This is a genomic window from Olsenella sp. oral taxon 809 str. F0356 (assembly GCF_000233535.1).
Lineage (GTDB): Bacteria > Actinomycetota > Coriobacteriia > Coriobacteriales > Atopobiaceae > Olsenella_I > Olsenella_I phocaeensis.
The window spans coordinates 1334816-1350876 of sequence record NZ_JH376563.1 but is presented as its reverse complement, the minus strand read 5'-3'; the positions used below and the strand labels follow the sequence as shown (position 1 = coordinate 1350876).

General features: G+C 71.1%; 11 protein-coding genes. 2 read left to right on the top strand and 9 right to left on the bottom strand.

What is annotated here, in order from left to right; all coding sequences use genetic code 11:
* Positions 1-103: 103 nt before the first annotated feature.
* The 3 genes from HMPREF1008_RS06135 to HMPREF1008_RS06125 all read right to left on the bottom strand — a co-directional run bounded on the left by HMPREF1008_RS06135 (position 104) and on the right by HMPREF1008_RS06125 (position 7315).
* Entirely contained in the window at positions 104-3625 is a 3522-nt protein-coding gene (locus HMPREF1008_RS06135) for an exodeoxyribonuclease V subunit beta (protein WP_009278988.1), read from the bottom strand.
* Positions 3625-6870 carry a PD-(D/E)XK nuclease family protein gene (locus HMPREF1008_RS06130; protein ID WP_009278987.1) on the bottom strand — a complete coding sequence of 1082 codons (3246 nt, stop codon included), beginning with the start codon at positions 6868-6870 and terminating at the stop codon, positions 3625-3627. Before HMPREF1008_RS06130 ends, HMPREF1008_RS06135 begins: the two co-directional genes overlap by 1 nt.
* Before the next feature lie 142 nt (positions 6871-7012).
* Positions 7013-7315, bottom strand: coding sequence for a YerC/YecD family TrpR-related protein (locus HMPREF1008_RS06125; protein ID WP_050796648.1), 303 nt, complete (start codon positions 7313-7315; stop codon positions 7013-7015).
* 143 nt (positions 7316-7458) lie between these two features.
* Here HMPREF1008_RS06125 and HMPREF1008_RS06120 point away from each other — a divergent pair, with 143 nt between their 5' ends.
* The gene (locus HMPREF1008_RS06120; protein ID WP_009278985.1) at positions 7459-7821 is read left to right on the top strand and encodes a phage holin family protein; all 363 of its coding nucleotides are present in this window, start codon (positions 7459-7461) and stop codon (positions 7819-7821) included.
* Here HMPREF1008_RS06120 and HMPREF1008_RS06115 read toward each other — a convergent pair.
* Positions 7818-9065, bottom strand: coding sequence for an Mbeg1-like protein (locus tag HMPREF1008_RS06115; protein ID WP_232202841.1), 1248 nt, complete (start codon positions 9063-9065; stop codon positions 7818-7820). The genes HMPREF1008_RS06120 and HMPREF1008_RS06115 overlap by 4 nt on opposite strands.
* A gap of 220 nt (positions 9066-9285) precedes the next feature.
* Here HMPREF1008_RS06115 and HMPREF1008_RS06110 point away from each other — a divergent pair, with 220 nt between their 5' ends.
* A complete protein-coding gene (locus HMPREF1008_RS06110; RefSeq protein WP_009278983.1) occupies positions 9286-10317 on the top strand; it encodes an endonuclease/exonuclease/phosphatase family protein in 1032 nt (343 codons plus the stop codon).
* A gap of 65 nt (positions 10318-10382) precedes the next feature.
* Here HMPREF1008_RS06110 and fucO read toward each other — a convergent pair whose 3' ends face one another.
* The 5 genes from fucO to HMPREF1008_RS06085 form a co-directional block, all read right to left on the bottom strand.
* Positions 10383-11543: a lactaldehyde reductase gene (gene fucO, locus HMPREF1008_RS06105; RefSeq protein ID WP_009278982.1), complete on the bottom strand. Its 1161-nt coding sequence runs from the start codon at positions 11541-11543 to the stop codon at positions 10383-10385.
* 226 nt (positions 11544-11769) lie between these two features.
* Positions 11770-12978 carry an FprA family A-type flavoprotein gene (locus HMPREF1008_RS06100; protein ID WP_009278981.1) on the bottom strand — a complete coding sequence of 403 codons (1209 nt, stop codon included), beginning with the start codon at positions 12976-12978 and terminating at the stop codon, positions 11770-11772.
* 157 nt (positions 12979-13135) lie between these two features.
* The gene (locus tag HMPREF1008_RS06095) at positions 13136-14146 is read right to left on the bottom strand and encodes a J domain-containing protein (protein ID WP_009278980.1); all 1011 of its coding nucleotides are present in this window, start codon (positions 14144-14146) and stop codon (positions 13136-13138) included.
* A 113-nt stretch (positions 14147-14259) separates the two neighbouring features.
* Positions 14260-15057, bottom strand: coding sequence for a YebC/PmpR family DNA-binding transcriptional regulator (locus HMPREF1008_RS06090; RefSeq protein WP_009278979.1), 798 nt, complete (start codon positions 15055-15057; stop codon positions 14260-14262).
* A gap of 109 nt (positions 15058-15166) precedes the next feature.
* Positions 15167-16054: an SGNH/GDSL hydrolase family protein gene (locus HMPREF1008_RS06085; RefSeq protein WP_009278978.1), complete on the bottom strand. Its 888-nt coding sequence runs from the start codon at positions 16052-16054 to the stop codon at positions 15167-15169.
* Between the last annotated feature and the right edge of the window lie 7 nt (positions 16055-16061).

Below are 16061 nucleotides of genomic sequence, written 5' to 3'. Positions count from 1 at the left end.
TCGCGAGGCCTCGGGTAAGGTGCGCCTCTGCTCTGCTTGCCGCCGGAGGCGTCGGCGTGGCTTTTGGCCACCCATGATAGCCGATGGGCCAGGCCGGCCGGGCCTAGTTCAGGGGAGAGGGGCCTCCCCCGAACTCGTAGCGCAGGACGAGCGGCTGGCCGCCGCCAGCCTCGAGCTCCACGCAGACGAAGGCGCATTCCACCTCGTCGAAGCCCTCCCCCAGGAGCACGTTGGCATAGAGGCCCGCCTGCATCCTGTGGCGCTCGAGGAGCTCCTGGGAAGGGAGGCCCGCGTCTCCGGTCTTGTAGTCGACCACCAGCGCCCGGGGGCTGCCGGGGTCGAAGCAGAGGAGGTCGATGGCGCCCTCCACGTAGCTCCCGAACCTGGACTCGACCTTCCTGAAGAAGGGCTGCTCCGCCCTGAGGCAGGCGTGCGAGAGCGCCTCCCTCCGGATGTCCGAGCCCTCCCAGCGCGCCAGCGCACGCTCGAGCCGGTCGCACTGCCGGGGCGAGAGCCGCCAGTAACGCTCCGTCTGGGCGACGCGTTCGGGCGAGGGAGACGAGGCCGACTCTACCATGGCCTGAGCAAGCTGGTGGAAGGCGGAGCCCAGGCTCGTCGCCCGGTCGGCATCGGCCTCCGCGCCATCGGACGGGCCAGGCTCCTCGCAGTTCCCCTCGACGTCGCAGGAGAGGAGCACGGTGGCCTCGTCCCGCCCCCCTCCCCCCAGCGCGTCAAGCTGCCGCCGGGCGGAGGAATAGCTGAAGACGCCCTCCCGGGGACTCCAGCCACGCGCCGACTCGCCCCGCACGGCGAGACCGTCCTCGACGGCGACGTCGTAGCTGACGAAGGGGGACGGCTCCTCCCCTGCCTTCGGGCCGTCCCCCAGGGCACCCAGCTCGCGGGGGGACCCGGCCCCCCCGTCGTCGAGCAGGCAGCCCCCCTCGGGTCCCGGCACGAGGGAGGTCACCCTCAGCGCGGCGGGCTCGCTGCCGCCGTATTCGACGAGCCCGTCGTGCTCCCCGGGCTCCGGCAGCCCCTCCCCGAAGAGGGCGCGGCACACCCCGGAGGCGAGGAGCGGCCTCAGGCTCCCGTCCTTCGACATCTGGGCCGAGACCCCCAGGACCACCGCCTCCCTCGCGCGCGTGAGGGCGACGTAGAGCAGCCGGGCGCGCTCCGCCGCCTCGCCCTCCTCCGAGCTCGTGAAGAGCCTCCTCGCCCAGTCCACGCAGTCGGTGCAGGAGGCGTCGTCCTCGGGGGCGTCCCGGCGGAGCCACGACGAGTCCGCCTCGGGCGGGATCAGGGCGGCCAGCACGGAGCCGGAGCGGTTCTCGCAGCAGACGCCCTTGGAGGGGGGCGCGTCGTTGCCCCAGCACTCGCACGCCGCGACGACGGGGAACTCCAGGCCCTTGGAGGCATGCACGGTCATGACCTGCACCGGGCCGCCACCCCCGCCCACGAGCGAGGCGGGACCGAGCTTGCAGACCTCGAGCCAGCGGTCGAACTCGACGGACGCCTCGCAGACGCCGAGGCCGCCCTCGTCCACGAGCTCGCCCACGTGCCGCACGGCCGCGAGGGCGTTTGCCAGGCGGGCCTGGCCGTCGGGACCGCCGTCCTCGAGGCGGGCGACGAGGCCGGACTCGCGGAGCATCGCCGCGAGCACGTCGCGCACGGACCAGCTCCCCAGCCTCCGGAAGGCGCGCGCGACCAGCTCGCGGGCTGAGCGCAGCGCGGGAGAGGGCTCGAGGCCCGCGGGGAGGTCGAACGACACGAGGCCGGCGTCTATCCCCCGCTTCGTAAGGGCGTCCACCTCCTCCTGGTCGCGGGTCGCGAGGAGGAGGAGGTCGTCTGCCGAGAGGCAGAACATCTGGCTCGTGAGCACGGGGTAGAGCCCGTCCTGGGTGTCCCTGGGGTTGGCGAGGAGGTGCAGCAGCGCCGAGACGAGGCGCACCTCCTCGCTCTGTGAGAAGGTCGACCCGCCGCTCACCACGCATTCGATGCCGCGGGAGCGCAGGGCCTCGAGGTAGCTGCCGAGCCTGCTCATGCGTCCCAGGAGGAGGGCCACGTCGGAGGGCCTCTGGCCGGCGTCGATGTAGCACGCCAGGCGCTCGGCCACCCTGTCCGCCATCACGCGGGCGCGGTCCTGGGACGAGACCTGCGCCCTCCCCTGCCGCCTCGAGCACACGAGCTCCACGCTGACGCGGGGAAGCCCCCGCGCCGCGAAGCCGCTCGCGCGCCCCTCCCAGGCGACGAGGTCCATGAAGCGCGGGAGGAGTCCCCCTCCTCCCTCCTGGCCGCGTCCGAGGACGTGTGCCACGAAGCGCAGGACGTCGTCGTGGCTGCGGAAGTTGTTCTTGAGCTCCACCACCGAGGAGGGGGGCAGCGACGCCTGACGGTCGCGGAACACCTGCACGTCGGCGGCACGGAAGCGGTAGATCGACTGCTGGGCGTCCCCCACCGTGCAGAGGTGGCAGGCACCGGGCCCGCTCAGGAGCTCGATCATGCGCACCTGCTGGGCGTTGGTGTCCTGGAACTCGTCCACCATGACCAGGCGGAAGCGCCGACCGTACTCTGCCGCGACCTCCGGATGCTCGCGGAAGGCGCGCAGGGTGAGCGAGAGCAGGTCGTCGTTGTCGAGGACCCCGAGCCCCGCCTTGAGTCCGGCGTAGCGACGGTCCACCTCGCGCGCGAGCTGGACGAGCTGGGTGCGGAAGCGCATCGCGCCAGCCATCTGCACGGCGAGCGCGCAGTCGGCATAGGCGGCCTTGATCTGGGCGCCCAGCTCCCTCATCTCCTTCGACCTGTAGGCGTCGCCGGGCCTCCTTATGCGCCCGAAGGCCTCCGCGGCGTGCGCCGCGTCGCGCTGCGAGGGCGGGAGCGAGAGGAGCCTTCCCACCACCTCGAGGGAGTTCTGGAGGTTCGCGCGCTCCGCCTCGCCGGCCTTGGACGAGAAGGCCTTTGCCTCCTGCCCCAGGACGAGCGCCCTCTGCACGCAGTCGAGGTAGAGCGAGAGCTCCCCGAAGACGTCGGGGGCGGTCCCCGGGAACTCGACCGAGTCGAAGCCCTCCAGGGCCGATCCCGCCGCGTCGCGCAGGGTCCTGAGCATGCCGAACACCGTGGCGGCGCCGTCGATTCCGGCCCGCCCCCTGAGCTCGAAGCTACGCCTGAGCTCCGCGTAGGCGGGGTCGTCCTGGACGATGCCGCACACCTCGTCGACCGCCCGCTCGACCAGGCCCGCCGAGACGCCCTCCCCCGCGACCTTGAAGCCGGGGTCCAGGCCGAGGGCGAGGGCGTGCCTCCTCAGGATGCGCGAGCACATGCCATGGATGGTGCTGATCCAGGCAGAGTCCACCTCGAGGGCATGGCCTGCCATGCCCCCCTCGCGCAGCCGGGCGCGGATCTTCTCCTTTATCTCGTCCGCGGCCGCGTGCGTGAAGGTGATCACCAGGACCTCGTCGAGGCTGTCGAGGTAGGGCGCCCCTCCCTCGCCCGAGCCGGGGGTGAGGGCCCACGCGACCCTCTCGGCCAGGGTGGACGACTTGCCCGACCCGGCCCCTGCGGCCACGAAGAGCGGCCTGTCGAGGGTCCGCGTGATGCGCTCTTGCTCCGGTGTCAGACGGCGTGCCACTAGGACAGCCTCCTCTCGCAGTTGGTGACGGGACACCACTGGCAGGCCTTGGCGTCGACGGGGTCGGCGCGGACGTCGCCCGCGAGCATGCGCCCTATCGCCGCGGCGACCTGCTCCTCGGTGGCGTCCAGCAGCTCCTCGAAGCCCAGCTGGCCAGGCCCCCCGCAGCAGCAGGAGTCGAGGCGGGCCTGCCTCGCGGGCCCCAGCACCTGGTCGGCGAAGTTGACGTCGACCACCCCCGCGAGCTCGTGCTGGTCCACGCGCGACCCCCTGGTCGAGAGGTACATCGCCCCCACCACCTTGAGGTCGGGCATCATGCGGCGGATGACCTGCGCGTAGATGAGGGCCTGCACCCTGCGCGGGAGCCTGAGCCCCCCCGGCCCGGGACAGCCCTCCCTCCCGAACACGTCGTACTCGGCGGCGAAGCCCGCAGCGCCCTTGTGCTTGTAGTCGATCACCACGGCGCAGCCGTGCTCGTTCACGTCCACCCGGTCGACGCTGCCCACGAAGTCGGCGCCGGCATAGCTCACGTGCACGCTCTGGGGACGCCTCCCCCCAAAGCGGAGCTCGAAGTGGCGGGGCTCGAAGCCCTCGAGCACCCCCAGCTCGAACTCGACGGTGCTCAGGAGGTCGCGACGCAGGAAGTCGAGCTGCAGGCGCTCCCCGCTGTCATGCGGGACGAGCGATTGCGCGGCGACGGTGGTGGCCCGACGAAGCTGGTGGGCGAGGTGGTGGTCCACCTCGGTCAAGACGAGCTCGCGCATGTGCTCGAGGTTCTGCGGCGTGACCCGCGTTCCCGGGACGTACGACTGCCCCAGCAGCTCGAAGTCGGCCTCCCCGCCATCCCCGAGGAGCCCGGCGGCGCGGGCGGCCTCCGTCGCGAGCCTGCGGTGCGACACCTCCAGGACGCGGTGGGCGAAGCTTCCCATCTGGAGCGGGCCGAAGCCGGCGTCCACGCGGTCCAGGCCGAGCCTCCTGAGGGTGAACCACTTGTGGGGGCACTCCAGGTAGGACTCCATCTGGGAGGCGGAGAGGGACGGACGGCCCCCCGGCAGCTCGGCCTCGCCCGGACGGGGGACGACGATCATCCCGCGCAACCCCGGCGAGAGCATCGAGCCGGCCGCGACCGCGCGCGAGCCCTGCGGGGCGGGACGCGAGCCCTCCCCCGAGAGGCAGAGGCTCGCCTCGCCCTCCCCCATGCCGCGGACGCGGAGGGGACAAGGACCCTCGCCCTCGAAGCCGTAGCAGGCCAGCGCCTCGGTGAGCATGACTGCCGGATAGCCGACCGAGGCGTCCGCGGCATGGGTCGCGCGCTCGAGCAGAAGCGAGCTGCGCGCCGCGGCCACGGCGGAGGCGAACTGCGAGCGCGCGAGCTCGAGCGGGTCGTCGGAGCCGCCGAGGCCAAGCTTGGAGAGGAGCGCCTCGTACGCGTCGTCCCTGGGCGCGAGCGGGTACTCCGCCGCCGTGAGCCCCGAGACCAGGACGAGGTCATGGGAGGCGGGCTCGAGCCGGGCCGCCTCGGGGCGGGAGAGGAGCCTCACTCCCACCTGGGCCGCCTCGTCCCCCAGGACGAGGCGGCGGCGCAGCGCCTGCCTCCCCGCGAGCTCGGCGAAGAGGTCGCAGAGCTCGGAGAGCGACATGCCGGCCGGTGCCAGCCCCTTGCCCTTCCCGCGGCCCAGGCCGAGCTCGCTGACGCTACCGGAGACCGCCTGGAGGGAGCGCAGGCCGTCGATGCCGCGGAGCCGGGACTCGCCAGGCGTCCCCGGCCCCTCCCCCCGCGAGCGTGCGAGGTCGGCTTGGGCCTGGTCCGCCTCCTCCATGGCATGGGCGAGCAGCCCCGCGGCGTGACCGACCTGGCCGCGGAGTATCGCCGCCGTCGCTTGCTGGACCTCCGGACTGGTGCTGCGCTTGCGGCCGAGGGACTCGAGTAGCTGGCGCGGGGTGAGGGAGCGGTTCCCCCGCCAGCGGCGGTCGAGCTCCCATGCCTGCTGCCGTCCCATCCCGCTCGCGTCGCTCAGCAGGAAGTCCACGATGGGCCGGGGGGGCCACCAGGACATGTCGCCCAGCTGGGGCAGTGGCCTGCCGTCGGGACCCTGGACGGGCCCGGGCCAGCCGAGGTCGAGCTCGGAAAGGCGCGCGACCTCCCTTGCGAAGCCCAGGAACGCACGAACCTGGGGGATGCGGTCCAGGCGCACGGGGATGCTGGCCCGGACGCAGGCGCCGCGGGCGGCGAGCTTGGGCGCGAGCTCGGACCAGGCGCGGCCTACGTCGGGCACCACCACGGCAAGGCTCGCCGTCCCAGCATCGGCCGCCAGGGCACGTCCCCGCTCGAGGAGCTCGGCACACATGAGCTCCCCCTCGCTGAGGGGGCCCGACGCCTCGAGGAGCGCGACCCTGCCCGATGGCTCGAGCGCGCCCATGGAGGGCTCGCCCATGCGAAAGAGCCGCGCACGCAGTCCCAGGAGCTCGCCTGCCGCCGGCGCGCGATGCCCCTCGACCAACTCCTCCTCGGCAACCTCGACGCCGAGCTCGCGACAGAGCGCCACGACGGCGCGCGCGGACGATTCCGCGAGGGCCGTCGCGGGACCCCCGTCCGAACGCACCACCAGTACGAGCTCCCCCGCGCCCGCGAGGCGCGCGAGGAGACGCAGGACCGAGGGGGGCGCCTGGTCGAACCCCGCCGCGACGACGCGCGGGTGGCTGCCATGAGCCTCGGCGAGTGCGTCGGGCAGGAGCCACATGGCCTCGCAGAGCTCCACGAGGCCACGGCGGCGGAGCGCCTCCCCGTACTCGCACACAAGCCCGCAGAGCTTGCGCTCCGCGCTCCCCAGGGCCCTCCATCGCGGGTCGCCCTGGTCCGGCGGCAGCTCGGGAAGGTGCTCGGAGCAGAGGCGGGCGAGGAGGTCCAGCGTGCCGCTGGTGCCGGCAAGGCCCTCGAGGGCGCCCTGGGACCGGGCGCGGTTGAGCAGGACGCGCAGAAGCGCGAGCCGTGCCGTGGCGTCGACGACGCGGCGTCCGTCACTCCACAGCCCCCAGCGCTCCTCCGCCCAGGCGACGGGGGTCGCCACCTGCAGGAGGTGGGGCGCGCGCGGGTCGTCCGCAAGCGCCCTCCTGCAGGCGAGCGCCTGATCGACCGAGGGTACGAGAAGGGTCGCCTCGGCGACGGCAGAGGTGGCGCCGAGCTCGCGCATGACGGGGGCGCCCAGGAGCCGGGGGTCGTCCGTGCGTATGAGCTTGAGTGGCATGTGCCCTCCCCTTCCTCGAACCGAACGGCCGCGCCTCGTCGCCCGTGCCGACGGGCACATGGTAGCGCGGGGGTGGGACGCCAAGCCATGGGCCCGCGGCAGGGAGCCGCGGGCCCATGGCGGTGCCGGATGGCGGTGCGCCCTACTCCCCGTCCATCCGGGCGAGCACGCGGCGGTACCCGCCCGCCTCGCCGTTCAGGCACTTCGAGACGCGGCTCACGGTGGTGGAGGACGCCCCGGTCTGGCGGGACACCTCGAGGTAGGACGCCCCGTCCCTCAGCATGGTGGCGACCCGCAGGCGGCGGGCCAGCTCCTCCACCTCCTTCGGGCTCAGGAGGTCCTGGAGGAAGGCACGGGCCTCGAAGGGGTCGGACACCAGGCCGACCGCCCGGTACAGCCGCTCCGCGTCCGCGCTTCCGATCCTCTCGCTCGCACTCCGAGCCATGCGCCCCGCCCTTCGCCATGGGCAGGACATCCGTGGCCTCCCCTGGCCGCCTACTTTACTCCATTAAAGCGAGAGGGGGCCTTGGCACGAGGCATGGCAGGAACCGGACCTGGGTATAACCAAGCCATCAGAAGGAGGAAACCATGTCATTTCTCGGAACCTGGTTCGTCACCGCAATTGCCACCATGGCAGCGATCGCGCTGGTCCCCGGCATCGAGGCCGTGGGCGGCAGCTGGATGGGCCCGGCCATGTGCGCCCTCATGCTCGCCCTCGTCAACGCGACCGTGAAGCCCGTGGCGACGTTCTTCTCGCTTCCCCTCAACTTCCTGACGCTCGGCCTCTTCTCGCTGGTGATCAACGCCCTGATGCTCGAGCTCGCGAGCTACCTCTCGCGCAACGTCTTCCACGCGGGGATCCTCATCTCGAGCTTCGGCGCGGCGTTCTTCGGGGCCATCGTGATCAGCGTCGTCGCCAGCCTGGTGGGCGGCGTGACCGGGCTGCGCTAGGCGTCGTCGTCCGGGCGCGCCCCCCTCGCCCTGGGCAGGAGCGGCTGCCTCCGCGGAGCCTCGGCCTCCCCCTCCTCGCCCGCGAGCGCCAGGTGGTCGGCGACGTCTCGGACCAGCTCGCGGGCCTGGCGGGCGGCAGCCTCCCGCGCCTCGGCGACGCGCTCCCCCGCCGACGTCCGGTAGGCGTCCACGGTCGCCCCCACCAGCCTGCGCACGAGCTCGCGGCTCTGGTCGCTGACGGACACCGCGGCCGCGAGCACCGCCTGGATGCTCGGCGGCTGGAGCACCTCGTCGAAGGTGGCGGCACCCCCTGCGCCGAGCACGCCGAAGAGTTCGGAGACGAACTCCGCGCGGTGGTCCAAGTCGATCTGCGAGACCCAGGCCGCGATCGCCTCGTCCACCCTCCTCGCGTCGTCGTCCAGGCCCTCCGCCCTCGCCAGCCCGTCGGGCAGGCACTCCCAGGTCATGGGGTCGTGCTGCAGCATGCCGCTCCCGTCGCTTCGCACGAACGCGTGGGGGTCCTCGGGACGCGAGAGGAGCATGCCTATGACGCTGTGCTCGGGACAGACGTGATGGAAGCGGTCACCGAGGAGCGAGGACGGGCTCTGGGGCATGATTTCGGGCGCCATGCCCGGGCCGTCGAAGCTGTACGCCTCGCGGATCCGCGGGCGTAGCCCCTCGGGGCAGGAGAGGGCGGCGAAGGCGACCAGGTTCCCGCCCTTCGAATGCCCACCGAGGTAGGCGTCCCTCCCCCGAGCCGCAAGCCCGCGCAGGGCCTCCGCGCAGTAGGCTGCCGCGCGCCTCTGGGCCTCGGTCACCGTGAAGCTCAGCATGAAGTCCTCGCGCCAGCCCACGAGGGTCGAGTCGGTCCCCCGCAGGGACACGAACTCGTCCTCGTCCGGAAGCGTCGCGCGGAGGGCGGCGAACTGCAGCGAGCTCCCCTCGTCGATCTGGTCCACGTAGTCGTGGAGCACGAGGTCGCCGAAGCGCCTCGACGAGGCGAGGCGGCGGAGGTACTCCGCGTCCAGCGTGGCAAGCGAGCGCACGCGGCCGGACACGTCCTCGCCCGCCTCGTCGGCCAGCGCGAGGCAGGCGGCAGAGAGGCTCACGCCGCCAGCTCCCGGCCCGGGGACGAACCCCGTGAAGTCGAGGTAGCTCAGGCACGAGAGCACGAGCGCGTCGACCTCGTTGAGGGGGCGCTCGTCGAAGCGGAGGTCGCCCCTCCAGGCAAGATAGTCGTTCATGTGGAACATGCGCTGCCCCCCTCTTGTGTCGCCTTCGCCCGCGTGGCCCCCAAGACGGAGGCGGCCCGTCTTGGCTCTTGCCCCTGGGGCGCCGTCGTGGCCGCGCGCCGGCTCCAGGCGAGAGACGGCCGCGCCCAGGGGCGAGCGGCGTCCCGGCACGTCTAGAATGCAAGGATACGGGAGAGGGCCAGACCATGGCCGCGAGGGGAGAGGGGCTTCCATGAGGCGCGGACGAGGGGGACGCCACAACTTCCTGAGCTTCCTGCTCTGGATGCTCATGCTGCCCCTCCTGGGGCTCCTGGTCCTGCGCATGCTGCCCCTGAGCCACGCGCAGGGACGCGCCGTCCCCGAGCTGACCTCCTTCGTGATCTGGACCCTTCCCGCCTTCGCCTTCGTCCTCGCGCTCTCCCTCCTCTGGCGGCGCAGGAACCTCGCCGCGCTCTCCCTCGCTGCTGCGGCCCTGGTGGTCGTCTGGCACCTGGGCTACTTCCTCCCCACGCAGACCGTGTCGGAGGCGGCGGTCGAGGCCACGAGCCCCTCTGACGTCGACGCCCCCGTCGCGGACGACGACTACCTCAGGCTCATGACCTTCAACACGAGGAACGGCAGGGCGGATGCGGCCGCGCTGGTCCGGGCCGTCAGGGAGAGGCGCGTCGAGGTGCTCGCCTTACAGGAGGTGAGCTGGACCTTCCTGGGCGAGTTGGGCGAGTCGGGCATCCACGAGCTTCTCCCCCACTACGTCCTGGGCGAGGCCTCCGCCACGGACAACGGCGGCATCAACGCGATCTTCTCGCTGCAGCCCCTCTCGCGCACGAGCTCGAACCTCATGCCCACCGAGTCCTCTGCCCTCGCCGCGGGCACCGTGACCCTGGGCGAGCGTCGGCTCCGCTTCGTGAGCGCGCACCCCAACTCGCCCCATCTGGGAGGGCAGGGCCTCTGGAGCGAGGGACTGGCGAGCGTGTCGGAGCTGGCGGGCTACGACAACGCCTACGTGATCATGGGGGACTTCAACGCGACCTGGGACCACGTCGGCTTCAGAAAGCTTCTGGGGGACAGCTTCCTGGACGCGGGAGAGGCCGCGGGCGAGGGACTCCACCTGAGCTTTCCCGCCAACTCGGTCATCCCTCCCCTAATCGAGATAGACCACATCGTCTACAGCAAGGGGGCGGGCATCGCGGTCGGCCAGCTCGAGACCCTGCAGATCGCGGGCAGCGACCACCTCGCCCTGCTCGCGACCCTCGAGGCCTCGTAGGCACGCCATGGGGAGGGGGCGGCCCCATGGACCGCCCCCCTCGCAGGTGACGATGGTGGCGAGGCCTACGCCATGATCTTGCGGAAGAGCCCCTTGACCGCCTCGTGGTCGGCCTCGCGCGGGTTGCCGGGGTAGCAGGCGTCGGCGAGCGCGTCGTCGGCGAGCCGGTCCAGGTCCTCCTCGACCAGGCCGTCGCAGGTCTTGGGGATGTTCACGTCCTCGGAGAGCTGGCGCACGGCCGCGATGGCGGCGTCGGCGGCCTCGTCCTCGCCCATGCCGGAGGTGTCGACGCCCATGGCGACGGCCACCTCGGCGAGGCGCTTCGTGACGGCGGGCTTGTTGAACTCCATGGCGATCGGCAGGAGCATCGCGCAGGCCACGCCGTGGGGGGTGTCGTAGTGGGCCGAGAGGGTGTGGGCCATGGCGTGGTCGATGCCCAGGCCCACGTTGGAGAAGCCCATGCCGGCGACGTACTGGCCGAGCGCCATGCCCTCGCGGCCGCTCGCGGGCTGGCCGCTCTTAGCCTCGGCGTACGCGTCGCGCAGGTTCCGGGAGATGAGCTGGATCGCCTTGTAGTGGAACATGTCCGAGAGCTCCCAGGCACCGCGGGTCGTATAGCCCTCGATGGCGTGGGTGAGGGCGTCCATGCCGGTGGCGGCGGTAAGGCCGGCGGGCATCGAGGCCATCATGTCAGGGTCGACGACGGCGACCTCGGGGATGTCGTTGACGTCGACGCAGACGAACTTGCGCACCTTCTCGGGGTCGGTGATCACGTAGTTGATCGTGACCTCGGCAGCGGTGCCGGCGGTGGTGGGGACGGCGATGGTGAAGGTGGCATGGGCCTTGGTGTCAGCGACGCCCTCGAGGGAGCGCACGTCGGCGAACTCGGGGTTCTCGGCGACGGTGCCGATGGCCTTGCAGGTGTCCATGGAGGAGCCGCCGCCGATGGCGACCATCATGTCGGCGCCGGACCCCTTGAAGGCGGCGACGCCGTCCTGGACGTTCTTGATGGTGGGGTTGGGCTTGATCTCGCTGTAGAGGGACCAGGGGATGCCCGCCTCGTCAAGCAGGTCCGTGACCTTCGCGGTCACGCCGAACTTGACGAGGTCGGGGTCAGAGCAGACGAAGGCCTTCTTGAAGCCGCGGCGCCTGATCTCGACGGGGATCTCCTTGATCGCACCGGAGCCGTGGTACGAGACGGTGTTGAGGACGAAGCGGTTTGCCATGATTCCTCCCAGGGACGAAGCTGACCTATGAACGCCTCCTGCATTATCTACCTAACAAGAACTAAACATATAGATAAACATCCGGTAGCCATGTCCCATTCCCGCATAGGCGGGTGGGGCGCACGTCGCGCCGCCGGGACGGGAGACGGAAGTCCCGCCGGCAACAGCTGCCGACGGGGCTTCGCGGTCGTTGCGCGCGGAGGGGACTCGCCCCGCCCGGACCTGGCTACTCTCCCCTGACCGAGGCGGCGAGGGCGTGCGCCAGGGCGTCCAGCTCCCCCACGGTCTCCTCCTTCACGGACGAGACGAGGTGAACGACGGGCTCCAGGACCTCGACGTCCTTCGCGGCCTCCAGCTGCGCGAGCATCAGCTTGCCTGCGGCGGGCGCCCAGGAGCCGTTGTAGATGACGCCCACGGTGCGCTTCGAGAAGCCGTGGTTGCCCAGGTCGAGCAAGAGGTCGCGCATGCCGTCGAAGATCTCCATGTTGTAGGTCGACGAGGCGAATACCAGGTGGGAGTACTGGAAGGCACGCGAGATGAGCTCGGAGACGTCGGTCTTGGAGCTGTCATACACGCGCACGTCGCGCACGCCCAGCTCGGCGAGCTGGCGGCTCAGGATGTCGGCGGCGTTTGCCGTGTGCCCGTACACGGAGCCGTAGAAGATCGCGACCGAGCGGAGCTCCGGCTCGTAGGAGGCCCACTTGGCGTAGCGGCCCAGGATCTGGTCGAAGTCGCGCCTCCAGAGATGGGCGTGCAGGGGGCAGATGAGCCTGACGTCGAGCTTCGACGCCTTTTTGAGCAGCGCGGTGGTCTGCATGCCGTACTTGCCCACGATGTTGGCGTAGTAGCGGCGCGCCTCGTCGGCCCAGTCGCGCTCCCACTCGACCTCGTCGGCGAAGATGCAGCCGCTCATGGCACCGAAGGCGCCGAAGGCGTCGGCCGAGAAGAGCGTACCCGTGAGCTGGTCGTAGGCGACCATGACCTCGGGCCAGTGGACCATCGGGGCGCAGACGAACTGGAGGGTGTGGCGCCCGAGGTCGAGGGTGTCCCCCTCCTTGACCTTGATGGCGCGCGACTCGGCGTCGAAGTCGAAGAACTGCCCCATGAGCTTGAAGGCCTGGGCGGTCCCCACCAGCCTCAGCTGGGGGTAGCGCCTCACAAGGTCGGGGATGACGGCGCAGTGGTCGGGCTCCATGTGGTCGACGACCATGTAGTCGAGGTCGCGCCCGCCCAGGGCGAAGTCGAGGTTCTCCCAGAACTGCGTGGTCACCGCTTCGTCCACGCCGTCCAGGAGGCAGGTCTTCTCGTCGAGGACGAGGTAGTTGTTGTATGACATGCCTTCTGGCACCCTGTGGGTGTTCTCGAAGAGCTCGATGCGGCGGTCGGAGGCACCGAGCCACCAGATGTCATCCGCTACCTTGCGTACGTTGTGCATGTGCGTTCTCCTCGCTGGGCCACGGCTCCGCCGCCGCCCGTATTTCTGCCTTTCGCCATTCTACTATGCCTCCCGCCCTTGACAGGCCGGGGCGGGCATCTCGCCGCGTCCGGCGAACGTGCGGGAACGCGCCGCCCGCCGCCGCGCGCGGCCCCTCCTAGCTGGCGTGCGCGGCGTGACGCCCGGAGGACCACTGGCCGCATCGGCGCAGGAGCTCCATGCGAGCCGTGACGTAGCGCTTCTCGACCGCCTGGGCGAGCCTTCGCGCGATGCCGTTGGCGACGCCGCTCCCAAAGCAGCTCAGGAGGGCGTCCAGGCCCAGGAGGGCAGCCAGGACGAGGATGGCCATGCGCTGGGCCACGTCCTGCCGCGCCAGCGCCCAGTCGCAGACGACGAGCACCAGCGGCAGCATGAGGATGCCGTACCACTGCTTCTCTATGAGGTCGGCGAGACTCGACTGGTAGGCCCCCTGCCGACGCACCTCGACGTGGATGCGGGTGACGTGGCTGACCAGGCCGTTGGCGGCCTCGCGCAGGGTCCCGCTCAGATGCCCCGCGAAGAGCTCGTAGAGCAGGAGGTAGCTGGGATAGACGCAGGCCGCGACCGTGCGCGCCCAGTCACCGAGGCCCGCCGCAGGGCCCAGGTCGAAGCGGGCCTCGTTGCCCCCCACGAAGGGGAAGGTCCGGTACCAGAGGAGGGCGAAGGCGAGGACGAGCAGGCTTCGGATGAGCCAGGGCCCGAGGAGGAGGCGCCTGAGGCCGTGGCCGGGCGCGTCCGCGGCGGCGTTGGCGTCCCGCTCGGCGGCGGCGCTCCTGGGGTTGCCCTCCTCGTCCCAGAATAGGCTGTCGTCCACCTGCGTGCGGGTGGAGTTCCGTCCGGCGGGGTCGAAGTGGACGCCCACGCCGTGCCTGCCCACGCTCCCGCCCACGAGGTCGCGCTGCACGGTGGCGCGGTCGCCCTCGAAGAGGGGCTTCAGCACGGCATAGGCCTTGTTGACCTCGGTCATCTTGCGCTGTGCGAACCTCGGGCTGATCCCGTTCTTGGCGGCGTTGTCGGGATGGTACTCCTGGGCGAGCCTCTTGAAGGCGGCGCGCAGCTCCGCCTTGCCGTAGCGGTCGGGAAGCTCGAGCGCCTCCTCGGCCTGTGCCTGCGTCATGTCCTGCCTCATGTGCGACTCCCTGCTCGCGCTCGCTGCGTGCCCGGCCCCCAAAAGAATGCGACGGCCGCGAGAGGCCGCCGCATCCACGGGCTATGGGCGCCCCAAGGGGGGCACTTCCGGGACTAGTCCTCGTCCAGCTGGGCGGCGACCTCGTCCGAGACGCTCATGGTGGTGTAGACGTTCTGGACGTCGTCGAGCTCCTCGAGGCGGTCGACGAGGCGCTGGACCTTCTTGGCGTCGTTCAGGTCGAGCTCGGTCGGGGTGGTGGGAACCATGGTGAGCTCGGAGCCCTTGACCTCGATGCCCTGCGCCTTGAGGGCGGCCTCGACGGACTGCATCTTGTCGTAGGCGGTGTAGACGATCCACTGGTCGCCGGCGTCCTCGTAGTCGTCGCCCTCGGCCTCGGCCACGGCCATCATGAACTCGTCCTCGTCGACGGCGTTCTCTTTGTCGGCGACCTTCTTGTCGTCGCTGACGATGACCTTCTCGATGGCGATGGAGCCCTTGCGCTCGAACTGGAAGGCGACGGAGCCCGTGGTGCCCAGGTTGCCGCCGGCGTGGGTGAAGGAGGAGCGCACGTCGGCCGCGGTGCGGTTGAGGTTGTCGGTCAGGCACTCGACGTAGACGGCCACGCCCGCGGGGCCGTAGCCCTCGTAGGTGACCTCCTTGTAGACCACGGCGTCGGCACCGGTGCCGAAGGCCTTGTCGATGGCCGCCTGGATCTTGGCGTTGGGCATCGAGACCATGCGGGCGCGGGCGACGGCGGCGGCGAGGGAGGCATTGTTGTCCGGGTTGGGGTCCCCCCCGTTGCGGGCGGCAACGGTGATGTTGCGCGAGTGCTTGGAGAAGAGGGCCGAGCGCTTGGCGTCGATGGCGGCCTTCTTGTGCTTGGTGGTGGCCCACTTAGAGTGTCCGGACATGGATTCTCCTTCTGACATTGGAACAAACATATGAATGATACACAAGCCCAGGGCGGGCGCACAAGGGAGCCTCCCTCATCTACAAAAGCGCGACACTCGGGCGAGACGGTCAGCTGGCGTCGACCCGGGCAATCCCCAACTGCCCCGAGAGCGCGGACCAGAGCTTGTGGGAACCCGAGCTGGTGGGGTGGACCTGGTCGGGATTGAAGTCGCCCGTCCCCAGCTCGAGCGCGTCGAGGAGCGAGACGTGCAGGTAGCCCTCCTCCCGGCAGAGCTCAGTCAGGACGGAGTCCACCTGGTCCATGCCATAGAGGTTGTGCGCGTCGGTGCGCTCGTTCGCGGGCGGCGAGACCACCACGAGCAGGCGGCAACGCGCCGCGGCGGCGGACAGCGCCTCGCGGGCGTAGGCGCGGAAGTCCTCCAGGGGCTCCTTCGCGGCGTCGTTCGTGCCCAGCATGACCACGACCACGTCGGCGCCGTCACCCAGCCAGGCGTCGGGGTCCTCCGCCAGGTACTGCATCCTGAACCCGCTGACCCCCGCGTTCACGAACGAGACGCCCCTCTCGCCCGCCCAGGCCCTGAAGTCGTTGGCCCAGCAGCCGACGGTGGTCGACACCTCCTCGTAGCTCCCCTGCCGTCCCTGGTAGACGATGACGCCGGTGTCCGAGGGCGCATCCCACCCGTCGCAGAGGTAGCCGGCGGTGATGGAGTCCCCTATGAGGCGGATGGAGCCCAGCTCCCCCGAGGCAAGCATGTCGGCGAGGGGCGAGGGCTGCGGCTGGCCGGCACTGGGGTCATTGACCGTGGCCGTCGCAGCCGAGTCACCCGGGGAGCCCGCGCGCGCGTCGGGACCGGCGTCGCCCGCCGCGAGGGTCCCGACCTGCGAGACGAGGCGAGGGGCGAGCATCGCGAGCAACAGAACGAAGGCGACGGCCAAGGCGACCAGGGGGCGACGACCCTCTCCCCCGCCTCCCCGAGCCCCTAGGTGCTTCGGCATGGCAGCC

Coding starts and splice junctions, on each gene's coding strand:
- HMPREF1008_RS06090 (WP_009278979.1), bottom strand. CDS start 15,057: ATGTCCGGACACTCTAAGTGGGCCACCACCAAGCACAAGAAGGCCGCC.
- HMPREF1008_RS06095 (WP_009278980.1), bottom strand. CDS start 14,146: ATGAGGCAGGACATGACGCAGGCACAGGCCGAGGAGGCGCTCGAGCTT.
- HMPREF1008_RS06125 (WP_050796648.1), bottom strand. CDS start 7,315: ATGGCTCGGAGTGCGAGCGAGAGGATCGGAAGCGCGGACGCGGAGCGG.
- HMPREF1008_RS06085 (WP_009278978.1), bottom strand. CDS start 16,054: ATGCCGAAGCACCTAGGGGCTCGGGGAGGCGGGGGAGAGGGTCGTCGC.
- HMPREF1008_RS06100 (WP_009278981.1), bottom strand. CDS start 12,978: ATGCACAACGTACGCAAGGTAGCGGATGACATCTGGTGGCTCGGTGCC.
- HMPREF1008_RS06110 (WP_009278983.1), top strand. CDS start 9,286: ATGAGGCGCGGACGAGGGGGACGCCACAACTTCCTGAGCTTCCTGCTC.
- HMPREF1008_RS06115 (WP_232202841.1), bottom strand. CDS start 9,065: ATGAACGACTATCTTGCCTGGAGGGGCGACCTCCGCTTCGACGAGCGC.
- fucO (WP_009278982.1), bottom strand. CDS start 11,543: ATGGCAAACCGCTTCGTCCTCAACACCGTCTCGTACCACGGCTCCGGT.
- HMPREF1008_RS06120 (WP_009278985.1), top strand. CDS start 7,459: ATGTCATTTCTCGGAACCTGGTTCGTCACCGCAATTGCCACCATGGCA.
- HMPREF1008_RS06130 (WP_009278987.1), bottom strand. CDS start 6,870: ATGCCACTCAAGCTCATACGCACGGACGACCCCCGGCTCCTGGGCGCC.